We start from the raw sequence: 15,826 nt of genomic DNA, 5'->3' as shown, positions 1-15,826 counted from the left end.
ACCTCCACTTTACTTGGTTTGAAAGGCAAATTTACCCCAAGGCTCAAGGTAATCCAATAAGAAGATTTCTTCTTCGCGGATCCGTCCAACCACATTGGTTTTGCCTGAGTTCTCCATATCTTGAAGCGCGATCTGAAGTTCTCCTGCATACTGGGCATATAGGTCGTTTTCAATCACAATATCACCACGTTTAATGTCTGCCGTATTATGTGGAGCGAATTCTCTTCCACGATATTTCACGCGGCTTTGAGTCGAGCGGATCAAATAATCAGACACGTCACCACGATAGAAGTGCGGTTCTTCAAATATAATCGTCTTTTCTAAGTCTGTTGTCGTTTCATGGGTGTCGACTGTAAAGGTCAGCTTCGATGTGTTCAGTTTGCTAAGCAGCTGCATTTCACGTTCTGATGCATAAGCGTTACTGATAATGACATCATCAATCAACCCAGTTGCAAAAAGATGCTTAGCCTGGACATCGATCGGAAGGTTCCGGTGCATTTCTAGCGTGGGCAATCCTTCCGTGACCGGCCAAGGACCGAATGTTGCATCGGAAGAAGAGACAAACGCAGCCGTTCTCATCCCGAAGTCTTTAAACTTTTTACTGCATTCAATAAAGAATGGATAGGATAAACCGGAGTAGCGATGCGGATAGAAGTTATGACATCCAAGCAATTGATCCTTATTAGGCTGATATGTCATAATGTTGTCGATGTATTTCGTTGCATTACTCATATTGAGTTCAATTTTTAAATCATAAGGGTTATACGACATCATCGATTCTTCGTGACCTGTATATCCAAGGTCAAGTCGGATACCATGAGCACCCAGATCGGCAAAAAAGGATAAATCATCATACGAAATGTTCAGTTCTTTGAAAATACGGGGACTGATGTCAGCGATGACTTCCATGTTTTTTTCACGGGCAAACTTAATAGTTTCTTTAAAGTTTGAGATGATCCCATCCTTGTCCCCCTCTACTGATAATAAGCAGGTGAACACACGCTTAAAACCGTAAGACGCAGCCAGTGCCAGATATTCTTTGTCCTTTTCAGTCGTGGAATGATTTGGGTAAATTGAAACTCCCAGTCTTTTGCTCATTGGTAGGCCTCCTTAAAATTAGTTGTTTTCAAGTTTATCTATTCTTTTTAACAAGGGTATCATTTGTTCAATTAACGAGATTTCACTGATAGAGGTCATCAAGTGGTCCTGGGCATGAATCATCAGAAGTGATTTTTCAAAGTCTTCTCCATTGATTTCAGCCTGAATGAGACTGGTTTGCGTTTTGTGAGCTTTGTTCAGTTCTTCATGGGCTGTTTTCAGCATCTCTTCAGCTTCATCAAACTTACCTTCATGTGCCTTTGCCAGGGCTTCATATGCGGTGCTTTTTGCATTCCCGCCGTTTGATATAATTTCAAAAATCTCCATTTCTAGGTTGCGTACCTCTGCCATTGTGTATTCCTCCTCATTTCTGTTTAGAACTGGTTTCTACTAGAATAGTAAAATAAAAGTTTAAATATTTTAAAATAATATTGAAATTTAATTTCATTATCGCATATAATCATATTAAACTGAAAGCCTTTTCAAGACAATCATTTTTTTGGAGGTGACTATGACGGAATTTCAAGTATTAAAACACATCAAAAGTCAGATGGAGAACTACACCCCGTCTGAAATTGCGGTTGCTCAATATGTGTTGGAGTTTCCTGAGAAAGTAATGGAAATGACGACAAAGCAACTTTCACAATCATGCGGCAGCAGTGAAGCAGCCATCATCCGGTTCTGTAAACGGATCGGAATCAATAGTTTCAGCGGTTTGAAGATCGAACTGGCCAAAAGCAGCAACATCGAAGAAACAAAAAGTCATGACATCAATACACTCCTGCACTTTGAAGACAATCTTGAAACCGTATTCAACAAAGTACTGGTGAATACCTATCAAGCGATCAAGAACACGGAAAAGCTTTTCTCCATAGATGAACTGGATCGGGCTGTGAACGCGTTCCATAAAGCTGAAAGGGTATACCTGTATGGAGTAGGCGGTTCAGCCGTAGTAGCGGAGGACTTTACGCAAAAGCTATTACGACTGAACTATCTCGCATTTCAAGCGAGTGATATCCATGTGCAAATGATGATGGCCGCAAACTTAACCGAAAGAGACGTTCTCTTCGTCGTCTCCACATCTGGTCAGACAAAAGAGATACTGAAGCTCATGAACGTCGCTCAAGAAAAAGGGGCCACAATCGTTCTATTGACACAGCATGGGAAATCCCCGGCAAGAAAGCTTGCTAATATCGTCTTGACGATTTCCGAGGAAGAACACAATATCAGAATCGGAACCATGACAGCAAGAATTGCTCAACTCGTCGTAATTGATGCTTTATTCGTCGCTTTATGCATGGAAAAAGGACATGGCGTATATGAGCAAATTATTCATACACATGAAGTAGTTCAAAGGATGAAAGAGGAGGAAGAGTAGAAATGAGAGTATTATTCGTATGTTCAGGTGGAATGTCCAGCGCAATTGTTGTGAATGCACTGAAAAAAGAAGGGGACAAAGCAGGAATTGAGATGGAAGTCCATGCAATCGGGACCGGTGAAGTGTCTGAGGAAATATCCAAGGGATGGGATGTTTGTATGGTAGCACCGCAGATTCGACACCGTTTTGACCAAGTGAAGAAAGCAGCTGATGAAGCGAATGTCCCTTGTGGTCCGATTCCTCCACAAGCGTACACGCCACTTGGCGGTCCTACTTTACTGAAAACAGTAAAAGAATTAACCAACTAATTTAATAGGAAACAAGGGGGTACAAACATGCAAAAGTTTGTGAATTTTCTAGAGAACAACTTGTCAGGTCCAATGGCCCGACTCTCTGAACAAAGGCATTTACAAGCAATCCGGGATGGGGTTATTTCAGCACTGCCATTTATCATCGTAGGTTCATTTTTCCTGATTTTAGCTTTTCCACCGCTTCCTGATGGCGGAGTATTCGGAGACATCAAGCAGTGGGCCGCGGACAACATCGTCGAAATCCTGATTCCCTACCGACTGACCATGTTTATCATGTCACTCTATATAGCCTTCGGGATAGGATACAACCTCTCGAAAAGCTATAACCTGGATCCATTATCCGGTGCACAAATTTCAGTAGCCGCACTTCTATTAACGATCACACCTAAAGTAATGGACGGAGAAGGATGGGTCCTGCCAATGACCAACCTCGGGGGTCACGGATTATTCGTCGCCATGGTCGTCTCGATTCTGGCAGTAGAAATTTTACGTTTCTGTAAAACGAAAAACATTACGATCAAAATGCCTGAACAAGTACCGGCATCTGTATCACGAAGCTTTGAAGCACTTATTCCTGTAGCGATTGTTATCATTTTAGTTTCATCCATCACAGTTTTAGCTGGAGTCGACCTCCATCATATAGTTGGTGTCGCTGTTGCTCCATTGGTTACAGCAGGTGACAGTATTTTCGGAGTATTGGTTCCAGTATTCCTTATAGATTTCTTCTGGTCATTCGGAATTCATGGTGTATCCGTTGTAGGAACGGTGGCACGTCCACTTTGGGAAGTATTCCTTGTGAACAATGCCGATGCTGTTGCCAGTGGCAATCCGATTCCACATATCGCTCCAGAAACGTTCTATCAGTGGTTCATTTGGATCGGTGGATCAGGAGCAACTCTTGGATTGGTTCTTGCTATGGTCTTCTTTGCACGTTCGAAATACTTGAAAGCACTGGGGAAAACATGTCTAGTACCGGGTCTATTCAATATTAATGAGCCTATAATCTTTGGAGCTCCAATCGTATTGAATCCGATTCTAATCATACCTTTCATCACGGTTCCTTTAATAACGGCAACAATTTCGTATGTGGCAACGACAGTCGGATTAGTATCACCAACTTACATTATGCCGCCATGGACACTTCCTGCTCCGATAGGAGCTTACCTGGCAACGGGTGGTGACTGGAGAGCGATTGTCATGGTTCTGATTAATATCGGAATTTCCTTCGCAATCTACTTCCCATTCTTAAAGATGTACGACAAAAAAATGTTAAAAATGGAAGAAAACGAGCAACAAGCGGCATAGAAAAGCGGAGGGGCTTTGCCCAGAGGCGACAAGCATAAGCTAAGCCGGCATGAAGGTTGCAGTTTAACCTTCTTGACGGATTAGCTTATGACCTCGAGCCTCTAAGCCCCGTAGCTGGACAAGTAGAAAAGCGGAGGCGGCTCGATCAGCCCCGACAAGCATAAGACAAGTCCACCGGAAAGGCGTTCTTTGCCTTTTTGGTGGGCTGGACTTATGACCTCGAGGGGCTAGCCGCCGCAGCTGGACAAAAGAAAAGCGGAGGCGGCTCGATCAGCCCCGACAAGCATAAGGCAAGTCCACCGGAAAGGCGTTCTTTGCCTTTTTGGTGGGCTGGACTTATGACCTCGAGGGGCTTTGCCTCTAGCAGTATACGATCATATCAAAAAGCAGAAGTGGGGGTCCTAGGATTCCCACTTCTTCATTAGCATTAGGAGTGATTTATATGACAGAAACGGTTGTCCCGAAGCGAATCGGTTTTAGAAGTGTGTTTGTTCTTCTAATCTCCGTATCCATTGGACTTTTACTTCTTTCCAAGCCTTTGATGAGTGCGGGACTCGCAAAGGATTGGAGCGTATTTTTGGCAACGGGGATTTCGGCTTCGATTGGACTCTCATTTGTTCTTTTGAAAATTGAAGGTCCGGTTGAAGATGCTTCCGTTAAAAAGAAGCGCGTTTTATTAGCAGTGGTTGTCAGTTTCTTAATAAGCTTTATTCTGGCCTTTGTTGCCAAGTAATCTCGAGGAGGCATTCACAATGAAGAACGGAATCAAGGTCGTTACGATCGGCGGGGGGTCAAGCTATACTCCCGAGTTTGTTGAAGGGTTGATCAAGCGTTATGATGAGCTTCCAGTGAGTGAGCTGTGGCTGGTGGATATTGAAGCAGGGAAAGAAAAACTTACTATCATCGGGAATTTAGCGAAGAGAATGGTAGAAAAAGCTGGGGTTCCCATGGAAATTCACCTTACACTGGATCGGAAAGAGGCGTTAGTAGATGCTGATTTTGTCACGACTCAAATGAGAGTCGGACAGCTAAAAGCGAGAATTCAAGATGAGAGGCTTCCGATCAAGTACGGGATGATCGGCCAGGAAACGAATGGGGCCGGGGGATTGTTCAAGGGAATGAGGACGATTCCTGTTCTACTTGAAATCGCTGATGAAATGCAGGAGCTTTGCCCAGACGCCTGGTTGATCAACTTTACCAATCCAGCAGGCATGGTGACAGAGGCTTTACTGCGCTACGGCTCCCATCCTAAGGTTGTCGGCGTATGTAATCTTCCTATTAATACAAGAATGACATTGGCCAAGCTTCTAGATGTGGAGGTAGAACGACTTCATATCGATTTCGCAGGATTGAATCATATGGTTTACGGATTGGACGTTTGGGTGGACGGTGAGTCTGTTTTAGGGGACGTTCTGGACATTATGAGCAATCCTGATAAGCAAGTCAGCATGAGGAATATTGCGCCGCTCCCATGGGAACCGGAATTCATCAAGAGTCTTTCAATCATTCCATGTCCTTATCACCGTTATTTTTATAAAACGAGTGATATTTTAGAAAAGCAGCTAGAAGAATTCAAGACGGGGACCACCAGGGCAGAAGTAGTTCAGCAATTAGAAAATGAGCTTTTCGAACTTTACAAGGATGAAAACCTTGATATCAAGCCTCCACAACTCGAACAAAGGGGAGGGGCTTATTACAGCGATGCGGCTTGTAATCTCATCTCATCCATTTATAATGACCGTGGAGACATTCAAACGCTGAATGTCCAGAACGACGGTGCAATTAGCGATTTACCACGGAGATCTGCTGTAGAAGTGAACTGCGTCGTTACCAAGTCTGGTCCTAAGCCGATTGCAGTCGGTGATCTGCCGGTGGCTGTGAGTGGACTTGTTCATCAAATTAAATCTTTTGAACGTGTTGCTGCTGAAGCATCAGTAACAGGGTCCTATGAGAAAGCGTTGCTTGCCATGTCGATCAATCCGTTGGTGACGAGTGATGTGAAGGCGAAGCTACTGCTGGATGAAATGCTTGAGGTACATAGAGAGTATTTACCGCAGTTTTGTAAACGATTAAGCCATAGTTAAGGCAGGAGAGTGTCTCAAATGTTGATTTGGGACACTTTTTTTCGTGGATTTGCGAGGAGAATGGGGGTTGGAATTGCACGAGAAAATTTTCTTCATAACAATACTGGGTGGAGTCATAATTATAATAGGAGTTGTGGTTGTAAATGGCCAGATGATTTCTGTTTTCCATCGGTTTCTATGGAGGAAACGATAACACATGGAGGAATCGCGGTGACCTTAAGGGAACGGATAAAGGATAGACTAGATGAATTGACTAGCCCTTCCACGAAAGAACTTAAAGAAGTCTTGCAGTCTTTGCAAATGAGTCTCGATGATATACAGCCTTACTTACTTTCTCCGGAAGGTAAGCCATATTATCGAAAGCTCCTTTATCAAAATGAAGTAGCAGAGCTCCTCGTGATGAATTGGTCCGACATGGAATGTGCTCCACATGATCATGGGGACTCAAAGGGATGGATCCAAGTTCTGAGCGGGACTTCAGTCAATACAATCTTTGAAGTAAAAGAGAACCAGTTTCCACAGGAGATATTTGATCGCGAATATAGGGAAGGTTCTTTCTATTTTGCACCGAAAAAAGGTGTTCACAAAATGAAGAAGGGGAGAGGGGAAGACCTGGTGACCCTCCATCTCTATTCCCCGCCCATTCAGGGTATGATGGTGTACGACTTGGAAAAATGTGCTGCCTGTGTGGTATCGGAAGAATGCGGGGCATGGTGGCCGGATCATATCAGGCAAAAGGTAAAGGAAATGCAGTTGAAGTAGAAAGAGAGTTTCTCCATAGCGGAGAAACTCTCTTTCTATCATTATCGTACTCTTACTCGTACTGTTTTGGCATTCTTACTTTCCACACCTGTCGGAGAAACGGACGTAACTCCATATGTGTACATTCCACCTTCTTCAGCTGAAGTATCTTCATATGTTGTAAGCCCTTCTTGAGAATACACGACATCCAAAATGTTAGCTGGATTCTCGTAATCTCCTTCTTTCACGCCTTCAAAGCGATAGATGACATATTTTCTGGCATCGGTGTGCTTTTTATCATCTATCTTTATCGTGATACCTTCTTTATGTTTATCCGCTTTCACCTTGTTCGGTTTCTTTGGAAGCATTTCATTGTTCCACTGAGTGGCAGGGGTTAAAGCTGGCTCGGTGTAAACCTCGTTTCGTATAATATCGGCGTAACCAAGTGGGTTTTCAAATATTTGTTTGAGTGAGAAATGCATTTGCCCAAGTGCCGTTCCATTTTCACGGTTGTCTATTATTTGTTCAGGCAGCTCGTAAGGATTGAACCATTCCTGGTCAAAGTTGTCTCCCACTTTATAGTCAGCCATCCCGATATAAAGATTAACCGGATGATCGTAGGCATACTCATTCACTTCCTGACTCCACCAATCTAATAGAACGGAGTAGTTGGCAACAGCCAGATTCCTGGACCAATAGATTTGAGGGGTAATATAGTCAATGCTCCCATCCTTGATCCATTGACGTGTGTCTGCATATAGATCGTCATAATTCGTTTGTCCCGCTTGTGTATCACTTCCAGTCGGATCATCAGCAATATTTCTCCATACACCAAATGGGGAAATCCCAAATTGAACCCATTCTTTAATGTCTTTGATGGCTGAATTGATGTCAGCTACAAGAACATCAACGTTATTTCGTCTCCAATCTTCAATATCGTCAAAAGTGTTGCCATATTTCTCGTATGTATCTTGATCTGGGAAGGTTTCTCCTGCAATTCGGTAAGGGTAGAAATAATCGTCCATGTGAACGGCTTCGATATTATAATGACTCACCAATTCTTCAACTGTATCAATCAAGTATTCTTGGACTTCAGGTATACCCGGATCCAAATAATATTGCTTGCCATATTTCACCACCCATTCAGGATGAAGCTTGGCTACGTTATCATCTGCAAGTGACTCAATCGTTTGATTTGGCATCGTGATTCGGTAAGGGTTCACCCATGCATGAACCTCGATTCCGAGCTTATGAGATTCATCGATCATGACCTGAAGTGGATCATAACCCGGGTCCGTTCCTTGCTGTTCCCCTGTAATATATTGGGACCAGGGAGCCAGTTCAGAAGGATAGAAGGCATCTACAGTAGGTTTCACTTGATAGATGACGGTATTAAACTTCAACTCTTTTAGCTCGTCAAGGGTCTCTGTAACCCAATCGGTATACTCCTGCTTGTCCATTCCGGCTTTCACATCAATGTTTTGAACCGTTGCAATCCATGCTGCACGCATTTCATGTTTTGGCGCCTGAGTTTCCGAAGCTTTTGCTTTTCCTGTAGAAAAAGGAAGAGCAAGCGAGAACAACAAGACGGCCATGATCATGTACTTCACTGCTTTCATCAACAAATCCCCCGCTTTCATTACCTGATTTCTTATAAAAGAAATCGTTTTCATTTTGTTGAAATAATACTTCATGAAATAAAAATAAAACATGAAATAATATTTCTAATTTCATTATAAGGTGTTGGGTTCTTATGGTATATAGTACCAATGAGGTGAAAAAACTGAATATTCTATCACTTATCAGGATGATTTGACTAGATAAATAGTTCTAAAAACAAAAGAAAGGGAAAGAATGATTACAGAATGTTTCGAACAATCGGGTTGCAGTGGTGGTAAAATAGGAGTGAGAAGTGAAGAGGAGAGTTGATGAAATGTTTAAGGATATAACGATAGATCAATGTGATGTCAATAACTATACATTCGTAGATGTCAGATCTCCTTCTGAATACAGGGAGATGACGATTTCCGGCAGTATGAACATACCCGTCTTCAATGATGAAGAGAGAGCGGAAGTCGGGACTCTCTATAAGCAAGTGAGTAAAGAGAAGGCTACGGAACGGGGTCTGGAAATCTTCTCAGGAAAGCTCCCGGATTTTATTAAAGAGTTTCAAAAACTGGATGGTGAGATTGTGGTTTTCTGCTGGCGGGGTGGGATGCGTAGCAAAGCGGCTGCCACCTTCCTGGATTTAATGGGTGTGAAAACTTCCCGTATTCAAGGAGGGGTCAAGGCGTATCGTCACTGGGTATTGAATGAACTGGAGACATTCGATTTAAAGCCTCAAGCCTTTGTGTTAAACGGTGGAACCGGTATTGGCAAAACAGCCATCCTGAAACAGCTTCAAAATGTAGGGTATCCGGTCCTGGATATTGAAACGTTAGCCAACCATCGAGGTTCCATTTTTGGACAAATCGGATTGACACCAAGCAATCAGAAAACCTTTGATTCCCTTCTGCTTAAAGACTTGATGGAGCTTCAGGAATCTCCCTTTATATTATTTGAAGCAGAAAGCAAACGGATCGGAAAGCTGCTTCTCCCTGACTTTTTAGTAGAGAAAAAGCAGAGTGGTTTTCATATCTTTATTGAGATGCCAATGAAAGAGAGAGTCAATCATATTTTAAATGAATACCGTTTACACGAGCATCATGATGAATTTGCAGAAGCGTTTCGATGTATCAAGAGACGTATACATAGCCCGATTGCCAATCAAATAGAGGACGAGCTGAAAGAGAAGAACTATAAGCTGATTTTAGAGCTTTTAATGGAATACTATTATGATCCAAGATACTACCATACGGCGAGTCAGTATCCTGGAGATCAAAAGGTGACGATAAAAGCGTCTTCTATTGAAGAGGCATGCGAAGAAGTGAAGAAATTTATAAAAGGAAGCGTATCTATTCATGAAAACCTCAGTTTACAAAGATAGGGTCGAAAAAATCATTTTATAGAAAGGGATTGACCGTGTGGTGCACCACATGGTTTATGATTTAGGTGTGAGGTGGAAAGAATGTACAAGGTAAGCGAGTTTTCCAAGATGACAGGACTGAGTAAGGAAACACTGCGGTATTACGCAGAGATCAAATTGCTTGAACCTGTGTATATCGATCCTGCAAACAACTATCGCTATTATGACAATGGATCCTATCTGGTGGGACGTTTATTGGTCTATTTAAGGAGATTTAACTTTTCCATTCAAGAAATGTTAACCGTCGTAAATGACGAGTCGTTTGAGAATTTGGAACAATTGATCCGGGCCAAGAAAAGGGATTTAGAATCTGAAATAGATCGCATACAATCAGTGATCGAAGAAATGGATGATTTCTTTGACATAGGAATAGGGGAGGATAAGGATGATTAAATGGCATGAAGAACGGATCATTCCAGTCAATATTGAAACGATTTGGCATTTGTTTGAAATTGAAAACATTCAGCGGATAATGCCGAACGTCGTTGAAAACAAGGTACTGGAGCAAAAGGAAGGCGTGGTAGGGTCCACATACCAGCAGAAATACAAAGAAGGGAAAAGAATCGAGACGTATATTGTAGAAGACCTCGAGTATGAGAACACCCCCGAGAAAAAACACAATAAAATTGGTTTCACACTCGCCAAAGCATTTGAAATCAAAGCTGAATTCACCCTCCATAAGATAGACGACTACCAAACCAGATTCATCTATAAAGGCGAAAACAGAGGTGTGAACTTCCTGGGAAAGGTCTTATTAAAACTGGGAGGAGAAAAAAACAACAACAAAGTCGTCACCGAATTCATGGACCTGGTAGAAAGCGAAGCATTGAAAGAAGCGAATAAGTAGCTCAGAATAGGGACGGACCACAACGAATCGTGGAGGTCCGTCCCTATTCATTTGGTTTGAATCGAAGGAAAAAGAATAAGAGTTTCAGCAGCTGGATTTCAGGGGTAAAAAAATTTTTTTAATTAAAATTCTGCATGAAAATTCATGTTGGGTTTTGGTGAAAAATGTTTTAGTGAGTGATTTTTTGAAAGCGATTTCTTTATGATTATATCAAGCTTTTAAAGATTCTGAATATTAAGTTAAAATAAACATTTATATATCAACGTTCATCCTTGTTATTACATATATATTTGGAAAATAACCGCTTTTCCTGTTAACTTAATTTTTCGTTTTTTCTAAATTTCATGATATACTAACGAAAATTAAGAAAATTTAATTAACCGGTTAATTATTCAAAAAATATACAAGTTTGGTAGAGGAGGACATTGGATGAAAACGAATCTTCCTGTAGCGCAAGGCATGTACGATCCTGCGCAAGAACATGAAGCATGTGGAATCGGAATGATCGCAAATATTGATGGGACGAAAAGTCATAACATCGTCCAGAATGCCATTAACATTCTGTGTAACTTAGAACACCGCGGAGGACAATCAGCCGATACAAGTACTGGTGACGGCGCAGGTATCCTCACTCAAATCCCTCATCATTTCTTCAAAAAGCAATGTGAGAAAGAAGACATCATCCTTCCCCGAAAAGGGGAATATGGTATCGGGATGGTGTTCCTTCCTGAAAATTATGAGAAGCGCATGAAGAGTAAAGAAATCTTCGAACGCATCATAGAAGAAGAAGGTCAGAAGACACTTGGTTGGAGACCTGTTCCTCTTAATGACTCCTTTGTAGGTAAAGTAGCATCGAAATCAAAACCGTTTATCCGTCAAGTCTTTATTGGCGTATCCGAAGACATAAAATCCCGGATGGATTTTGAGCGTAAGCTGTATGTCATCCGGAAACGAATTGAAAAAGAAGTGGCGACTGTTGAGGGACAAGAAGATGTCTATCTTTGTAGCTTGTCGTCCACGACCATCGTTTACAAAGGGATGCTCATACCTGAACAGCTAGATTCCTTTTATATCGACCTCAACCATCCTGAGTTCCGGTCAGCTTTAGCCCTTGTACATTCCCGCTTTAGTACAAACACTTTCCCAAGCTGGCAGCGATCTCATCCAAACCGATATACGATCCATAATGGAGAATTCAATACATTACGAGGTAATGTGAACTGGATGCGGGCACGTGAGAAGCTGTGCCATTCAAGCGCTTTTAAAGAAGAAGATCTGGAAAAGATCCTTCCTGTCATTGATGAGACAGGCAGTGACTCCTCTATGTTTGATAACTGCTTTGAATTCCTTCATTTATCAGGAAGATCCCTTGCTCACACTGCCATGATGATGGTACCGGAGCCTTGGGAAAACGATGACACGATTCATCCGAAGAAAAAGGACTTCTACGAGTATCATAGCTGTTTGATGGAGCCGTGGGATGGACCGGCAGCCCTTGTGTTTACGGATGGAAAACAGATTGGTGCTTGCCTTGACCGAAATGGACTTCGACCTGCACGTTACTATGTGACTAAAAGCGGTATGATCGTTCTGGGTTCTGAAGTAGGGGCCCTGGATATTTTTGCCGATGACATTGTGTACAAAGATCGATTACAGCCAGGAAAAATGCTGCTTGTTGATCTGGAAAAAGGAAGAATCATTCCCGATGAAGAGATTAAGCTGCGCGTTGCCTCTGAGCATCCGTACAGACATTGGTTGGACAACAATAAATTTGAACTTGAGGAATTACCTGAAACGACACATGAGCCAGTTCAACTGGATTCAGAAGAAGTGGTATTGCAGCAGCAGGCTTTTGGCTATACAAATGAGGAATTGAACAAAATCATTAAGCCGATGGTGACGGACGGAAAAGATCCGGTTGGTTCCATGGGATATGATTCACCTCTTGCGGTATTATCGAAAAAGCCACAGCTTCTATATAACTACTTCAAACAGCTATTTGCTCAAGTGACAAACCCGCCGATCGATGCGATTCGAGAACAGATCATTACATCTGTAGGAACAACGATTGGAGCAGAAGGTAACCTGGTTAACCCGGGTCCTGAAAGCTGCAGGCATATCCATTTAAAGACACCGATTTTAACCGGGGAAGAGCTTGAAAAGATTCGTCACCAAAACGAAAAGGGCTTCAAAGCCATTACTTTATCGATTTTATTTGATGTAACAGATGAGGAAAATCAGCTTGAAAGCACGCTGGATGCTCTGTATGAAAAAGCCGACAAGGCCGTTGAAGCCGGTGCGACACTCCTTATTTTATCTGACCGTGGAGTTGTGAAGGACAAAGCAGCCATTCCAGCACTCCTTGCCGTTTCAGGACTGCATCATCACTTAATTCGCCAAGGAACGCGTACAACTGTCAGCATCCTTTTGGAATCAGGGGAACCAAGAGAGGTTCACCATTTCGCAACCCTGCTCGGATATGGTGCAGAAGCAATCAATCCGTACTTAGCCTATGAAACACTGCGTGAACTGATCGATAAGGGCGAGCTGCAGGACACCACTTACGAACAAGCGGTGCAAAGATTTGTGAAATCAGGGACAGACGGTGTTATCAAGGTTTTATCTAAAATGGGAATCTCGACGATTCAGAGTTATCGTGGAGCACAAATATTTGAAGCGGTAGGCATTCATAAAGATGTGATTGATAAATATTTCACCCGTACAGCGTCTAGATTAGGCGGAATCGGGATGGGTATCATCGAAAAAGAAGTGCTTTTGAGGCATCGAAAAGCGTTCAATGATCGAAAAGATAATCAACGCACATTGGATTCGGGAGATGAATTCCAATACCGAAAAAATGGAGAAGATCATGCGTACAATCCAAGTACGATTCACACTCTTCAACATGCATGCCGTACGAATAATTATGAGTTATTCAAAAAATACTCCAGCATGCTGACAGACGAAAAGCAGAATCTTCAATCGCTGCGCGGACTTCTTTCGTTTAAAGAAACGAAGCCTATCCCGATTGAAGAGGTTGAATCAGTGGAAGAAATCTGTCGCCGCTTCAAGACTGGTGCCATGTCATTCGGATCCATCAGTCAGGAAGCCCATGAAGCATTAGCGGTTGCCATGAATAAAATTGGCGGACGGAGCAACTCAGGTGAAGGTGGGGAACACCCCAGCCGTTTCACCCCGGACGAAAATGGGGATTCACGACGCAGCTCGATCAAACAAGTTGCTTCAGGACGCTTTGGTGTAACGAGCCATTATCTGGTGAATGCCGACGAAATACAAATCAAGGTTGCTCAAGGAGCGAAGCCTGGTGAAGGGGGACATCTCCCTGGAAAAAAAGTATATCCTTGGGTTGCTGAAGTGCGGGGATCTACTCCTGGAGTGGAATTGATTTCACCACCCCCTCATCATGATATCTATTCAATTGAAGACCTTGCCGAACTGATTTATAACCTGAAGAATGCAAACCCGCAAGCCCGCATCAGCGTAAAGCTGGTATCAGCTGTAGGTGTTGGAACGATTGCTGCAGGTGTGGCAAAAGGTCGGGCGGACGTTGTGTTAATCAGTGGATATGACGGGGGAACAGGTGCTGCACCGAGAACCAGTCTGAAACATACAGGATTGCCATGGGAGATCGGTCTTGCCGAAGCTCATCAGACCCTGTTACTGAATCGTCTTCGTGACCGTATTGTCGTCGAGACTGATGGGAAAATGATGACGGGCCGGGATGTTGTTGTTGCATCGCTTCTAGGGGCGGAAGAGTATGGATTCTCCACTGCACCGCTTGTTGTTCTTGGATGTGTCATGATGCGTGTTTGTCATATGAATACATGTCCAGTCGGTATTGCGACACAAGACCCTGAGTTACGTAAAAAATACACAGGTGACCCTGAACATGTAGCGAACTTCATGCGATTTGTTGCCCAGGAAACAAGAGAGCTTATGGCTCAACTTGGTTTCAGAACGATCAATGAAATGATTGGTAGAACTGATATCCTTGAAGCAAACAAAGCGATTGATCATTGGAAAGGGAAAGGAATCGACCTTTCTGCTCTTCTGCATCAGCCGGATGTACCTGAAAAGGTGGGCCGCTATGCGACAAGAAAACAGGATCACGAACTTGAGAAAACACTGGATTATCAAGAGCTGATTCCTCGTTGCCGCCAAGCGATTGAAACGGGAGAACCGGTTGAATGGACGACAGCGATTCGAAACATTCACCGTGTAACCGGCACGATGCTTGGAAGCGAAATTACAAAACGTTATGGGGCTGAAGGCTTACCGGAAGATACAATCCGCTTGACGTTTAAAGGATCTGCAGGACAAAGCTTCGGTGCCTTTATTCCAAAAGGTCTGACGCTGAGACTTGTCGGGGATTCAAATGACTTCGTAGGAAAAGGTTTATCAGGGGGGAAAATCATCGTTCATCCCGATCCAACCGCTACGTTTATTCCTGAACGAAACACGATCATCGGCAACGTATCCTTCTACGGGGCGTCTGGTGGAGAAGCATACATTTATGGAGTAGCCGGCGAGCGCTTCTGTGTCCGTAACAGTGGAGCGCAGGTAGTCGTTGAAAGCGTCGGGGATCACGGATGTGAATATATGACAGGTGGAAAAGTGGTTGTCCTCGGCCTTACAGGTCGAAACTTTGCCGCCGGTATGTCAGGTGGAGTCGCCTATGTACTGGATGAGGATGAAAACTTCCGATCAAGATGTAATCAAGAACTGGTTCTTGTTCAACCATTATTTGACCCGGAAGAAATGAAAGATGTATACGACATGATCGAGAAATACGTTCATTATACAAATAGTAACAACGGCAAGAAGATTTTAGCGAACTGGGATTCTTACGTGTCAAAATTTGTACGCGTGATTCCGAAATCGTATCTCAAGATGAGAGAACGGATCAGTCAGCTTGAAAATAGTGGATTAGAGAAATTCGATGCTGAAATGGCAGCATTTGAAGAAGGTACAAAAGAAGAGAAAAAAGTGTTAGAACCAGCGAAATAAAGAGGGAGG

General features: G+C 43.0%; 13 protein-coding genes. 10 read left to right on the top strand and 3 right to left on the bottom strand.

The features are described 5' to 3' along the window. Nucleotides 1-9: 9 nt before the first annotated feature. Nucleotides 10-1,098 carry a DUF871 domain-containing protein gene (locus F0342_RS19470; protein WP_149157505.1) on the bottom strand — a complete coding sequence of 363 codons (1,089 nt, stop codon included), beginning with the start codon at nucleotides 1,096-1,098 and terminating at the stop codon, nucleotides 10-12. 18 nt (nucleotides 1,099-1,116) lie between these two features. Further along, a complete protein-coding gene (locus F0342_RS19465) occupies nucleotides 1,117-1,449 on the bottom strand; it encodes a PTS lactose/cellobiose transporter subunit IIA (RefSeq protein ID WP_149157504.1) in 333 nt (110 codons plus the stop codon). A 160-nt stretch (nucleotides 1,450-1,609) separates the two neighbouring features. Here F0342_RS19465 and F0342_RS19460 point away from each other — a divergent pair, with 160 nt between their 5' ends. The 6 genes from F0342_RS19460 (at nucleotide 1,610) to F0342_RS19435 (ending at nucleotide 6,938) form a co-directional block, all read left to right on the top strand. Then, complete coding sequence (locus F0342_RS19460) at nucleotides 1,610-2,476, top strand: MurR/RpiR family transcriptional regulator (protein ID WP_149157503.1); 867 nt, start codon at nucleotides 1,610-1,612, stop codon at nucleotides 2,474-2,476. Between the two features lie 2 nt (nucleotides 2,477-2,478). Further along, nucleotides 2,479-2,784, top strand: a complete 306-nt coding sequence (locus F0342_RS19455; protein ID WP_044339788.1) for a PTS sugar transporter subunit IIB — start codon at nucleotides 2,479-2,481, stop codon at nucleotides 2,782-2,784. A 27-nt stretch (nucleotides 2,785-2,811) separates the two neighbouring features. Further along, on the top strand, nucleotides 2,812-4,092 hold the full coding sequence (locus tag F0342_RS19450; protein ID WP_149157502.1) for a PTS sugar transporter subunit IIC: 1,281 nt from the start codon (nucleotides 2,812-2,814) through the stop codon (nucleotides 4,090-4,092). 442 nt (nucleotides 4,093-4,534) lie between these two features. After that, the gene (locus F0342_RS19445; protein WP_149157501.1) at nucleotides 4,535-4,825 is read left to right on the top strand and encodes a hypothetical protein; all 291 of its coding nucleotides are present in this window, start codon (nucleotides 4,535-4,537) and stop codon (nucleotides 4,823-4,825) included. Between the two features lie 19 nt (nucleotides 4,826-4,844). Continuing rightward, complete coding sequence (locus tag F0342_RS19440) at nucleotides 4,845-6,176, top strand: 6-phospho-beta-glucosidase (RefSeq protein WP_149157500.1); 1,332 nt, start codon at nucleotides 4,845-4,847, stop codon at nucleotides 6,174-6,176. Between the two features lie 177 nt (nucleotides 6,177-6,353). Further along, complete coding sequence (locus F0342_RS19435; RefSeq protein WP_262481822.1) at nucleotides 6,354-6,938, top strand: cysteine dioxygenase; 585 nt, start codon at nucleotides 6,354-6,356, stop codon at nucleotides 6,936-6,938. A gap of 41 nt (nucleotides 6,939-6,979) precedes the next feature. Here the strand turns inward: F0342_RS19435 and F0342_RS19430 are convergent, their stop codons facing one another. Further along, nucleotides 6,980-8,536, bottom strand: a complete 1,557-nt coding sequence (locus F0342_RS19430; protein ID WP_262481821.1) for a glycoside hydrolase family 10-like protein — start codon at nucleotides 8,534-8,536, stop codon at nucleotides 6,980-6,982. Nucleotides 8,537-8,850: 314 nt separating this feature from the next. Here F0342_RS19430 and mnmH point away from each other — a divergent pair, with 314 nt between their 5' ends. From mnmH to gltB, 4 genes are all read left to right on the top strand, one after another. Then, on the top strand, nucleotides 8,851-9,903 hold the full coding sequence (gene mnmH / locus F0342_RS19425) for a tRNA 2-selenouridine(34) synthase MnmH (RefSeq protein WP_149157499.1): 1,053 nt from the start codon (nucleotides 8,851-8,853) through the stop codon (nucleotides 9,901-9,903). A gap of 81 nt (nucleotides 9,904-9,984) precedes the next feature. Beyond that, entirely contained in the window at nucleotides 9,985-10,335 is a 351-nt protein-coding gene (locus F0342_RS19420; RefSeq protein WP_149157498.1) for a MerR family DNA-binding transcriptional regulator, read from the top strand. Continuing rightward, entirely contained in the window at nucleotides 10,328-10,789 is a 462-nt protein-coding gene (locus F0342_RS19415) for an SRPBCC family protein (protein ID WP_149157497.1), read from the top strand. Before F0342_RS19420 ends, F0342_RS19415 begins: the two co-directional genes overlap by 8 nt. Before the next feature lie 429 nt (nucleotides 10,790-11,218). Then, the gene (gltB, locus tag F0342_RS19410; protein ID WP_149157496.1) at nucleotides 11,219-15,817 is read left to right on the top strand and encodes a glutamate synthase large subunit; all 4,599 of its coding nucleotides are present in this window, start codon (nucleotides 11,219-11,221) and stop codon (nucleotides 15,815-15,817) included. Nucleotides 15,818-15,826 lie beyond the last annotated feature (9 nt).

This window comes from Bacillus sp. CH30_1T, from assembly GCF_008364765.1.
Lineage (GTDB): Bacteria > Bacillota > Bacilli > Bacillales > Bacillaceae_B > Rossellomorea.
The sequence above is the reverse complement of the archived record's forward strand: the minus strand, read 5'-3'. Positions and strand labels throughout refer to the sequence as shown.

Bases quoted from the DNA above. Each gene is read 5' to 3' on its own strand.
- F0342_RS19470 (WP_149157505.1), bottom strand. From the start codon at position 1,098: ATGAGCAAAAGACTGGGAGTTTCAATTTACCCAAATCATTCCACGACT.
- F0342_RS19465 (WP_149157504.1), bottom strand. From the start codon at position 1,449: ATGGCAGAGGTACGCAACCTAGAAATGGAGATTTTTGAAATTATATCA.
- F0342_RS19460 (WP_149157503.1), top strand. From the start codon at position 1,610: ATGACGGAATTTCAAGTATTAAAACACATCAAAAGTCAGATGGAGAAC.
- F0342_RS19455 (WP_044339788.1), top strand. From the start codon at position 2,479: ATGAGAGTATTATTCGTATGTTCAGGTGGAATGTCCAGCGCAATTGTT.
- F0342_RS19450 (WP_149157502.1), top strand. From the start codon at position 2,812: ATGCAAAAGTTTGTGAATTTTCTAGAGAACAACTTGTCAGGTCCAATG.
- F0342_RS19445 (WP_149157501.1), top strand. From the start codon at position 4,535: ATGACAGAAACGGTTGTCCCGAAGCGAATCGGTTTTAGAAGTGTGTTT.
- F0342_RS19440 (WP_149157500.1), top strand. From the start codon at position 4,845: ATGAAGAACGGAATCAAGGTCGTTACGATCGGCGGGGGGTCAAGCTAT.
- F0342_RS19435 (WP_262481822.1), top strand. From the start codon at position 6,354: ATGGAGGAAACGATAACACATGGAGGAATCGCGGTGACCTTAAGGGAA.
- F0342_RS19430 (WP_262481821.1), bottom strand. From the start codon at position 8,536: ATGAAAGCAGTGAAGTACATGATCATGGCCGTCTTGTTGTTCTCGCTT.
- mnmH (WP_149157499.1), top strand. From the start codon at position 8,851: ATGTTTAAGGATATAACGATAGATCAATGTGATGTCAATAACTATACA.
- F0342_RS19420 (WP_149157498.1), top strand. From the start codon at position 9,985: ATGTACAAGGTAAGCGAGTTTTCCAAGATGACAGGACTGAGTAAGGAA.
- F0342_RS19415 (WP_149157497.1), top strand. From the start codon at position 10,328: ATGATTAAATGGCATGAAGAACGGATCATTCCAGTCAATATTGAAACG.
- gltB (WP_149157496.1), top strand. From the start codon at position 11,219: ATGAAAACGAATCTTCCTGTAGCGCAAGGCATGTACGATCCTGCGCAA.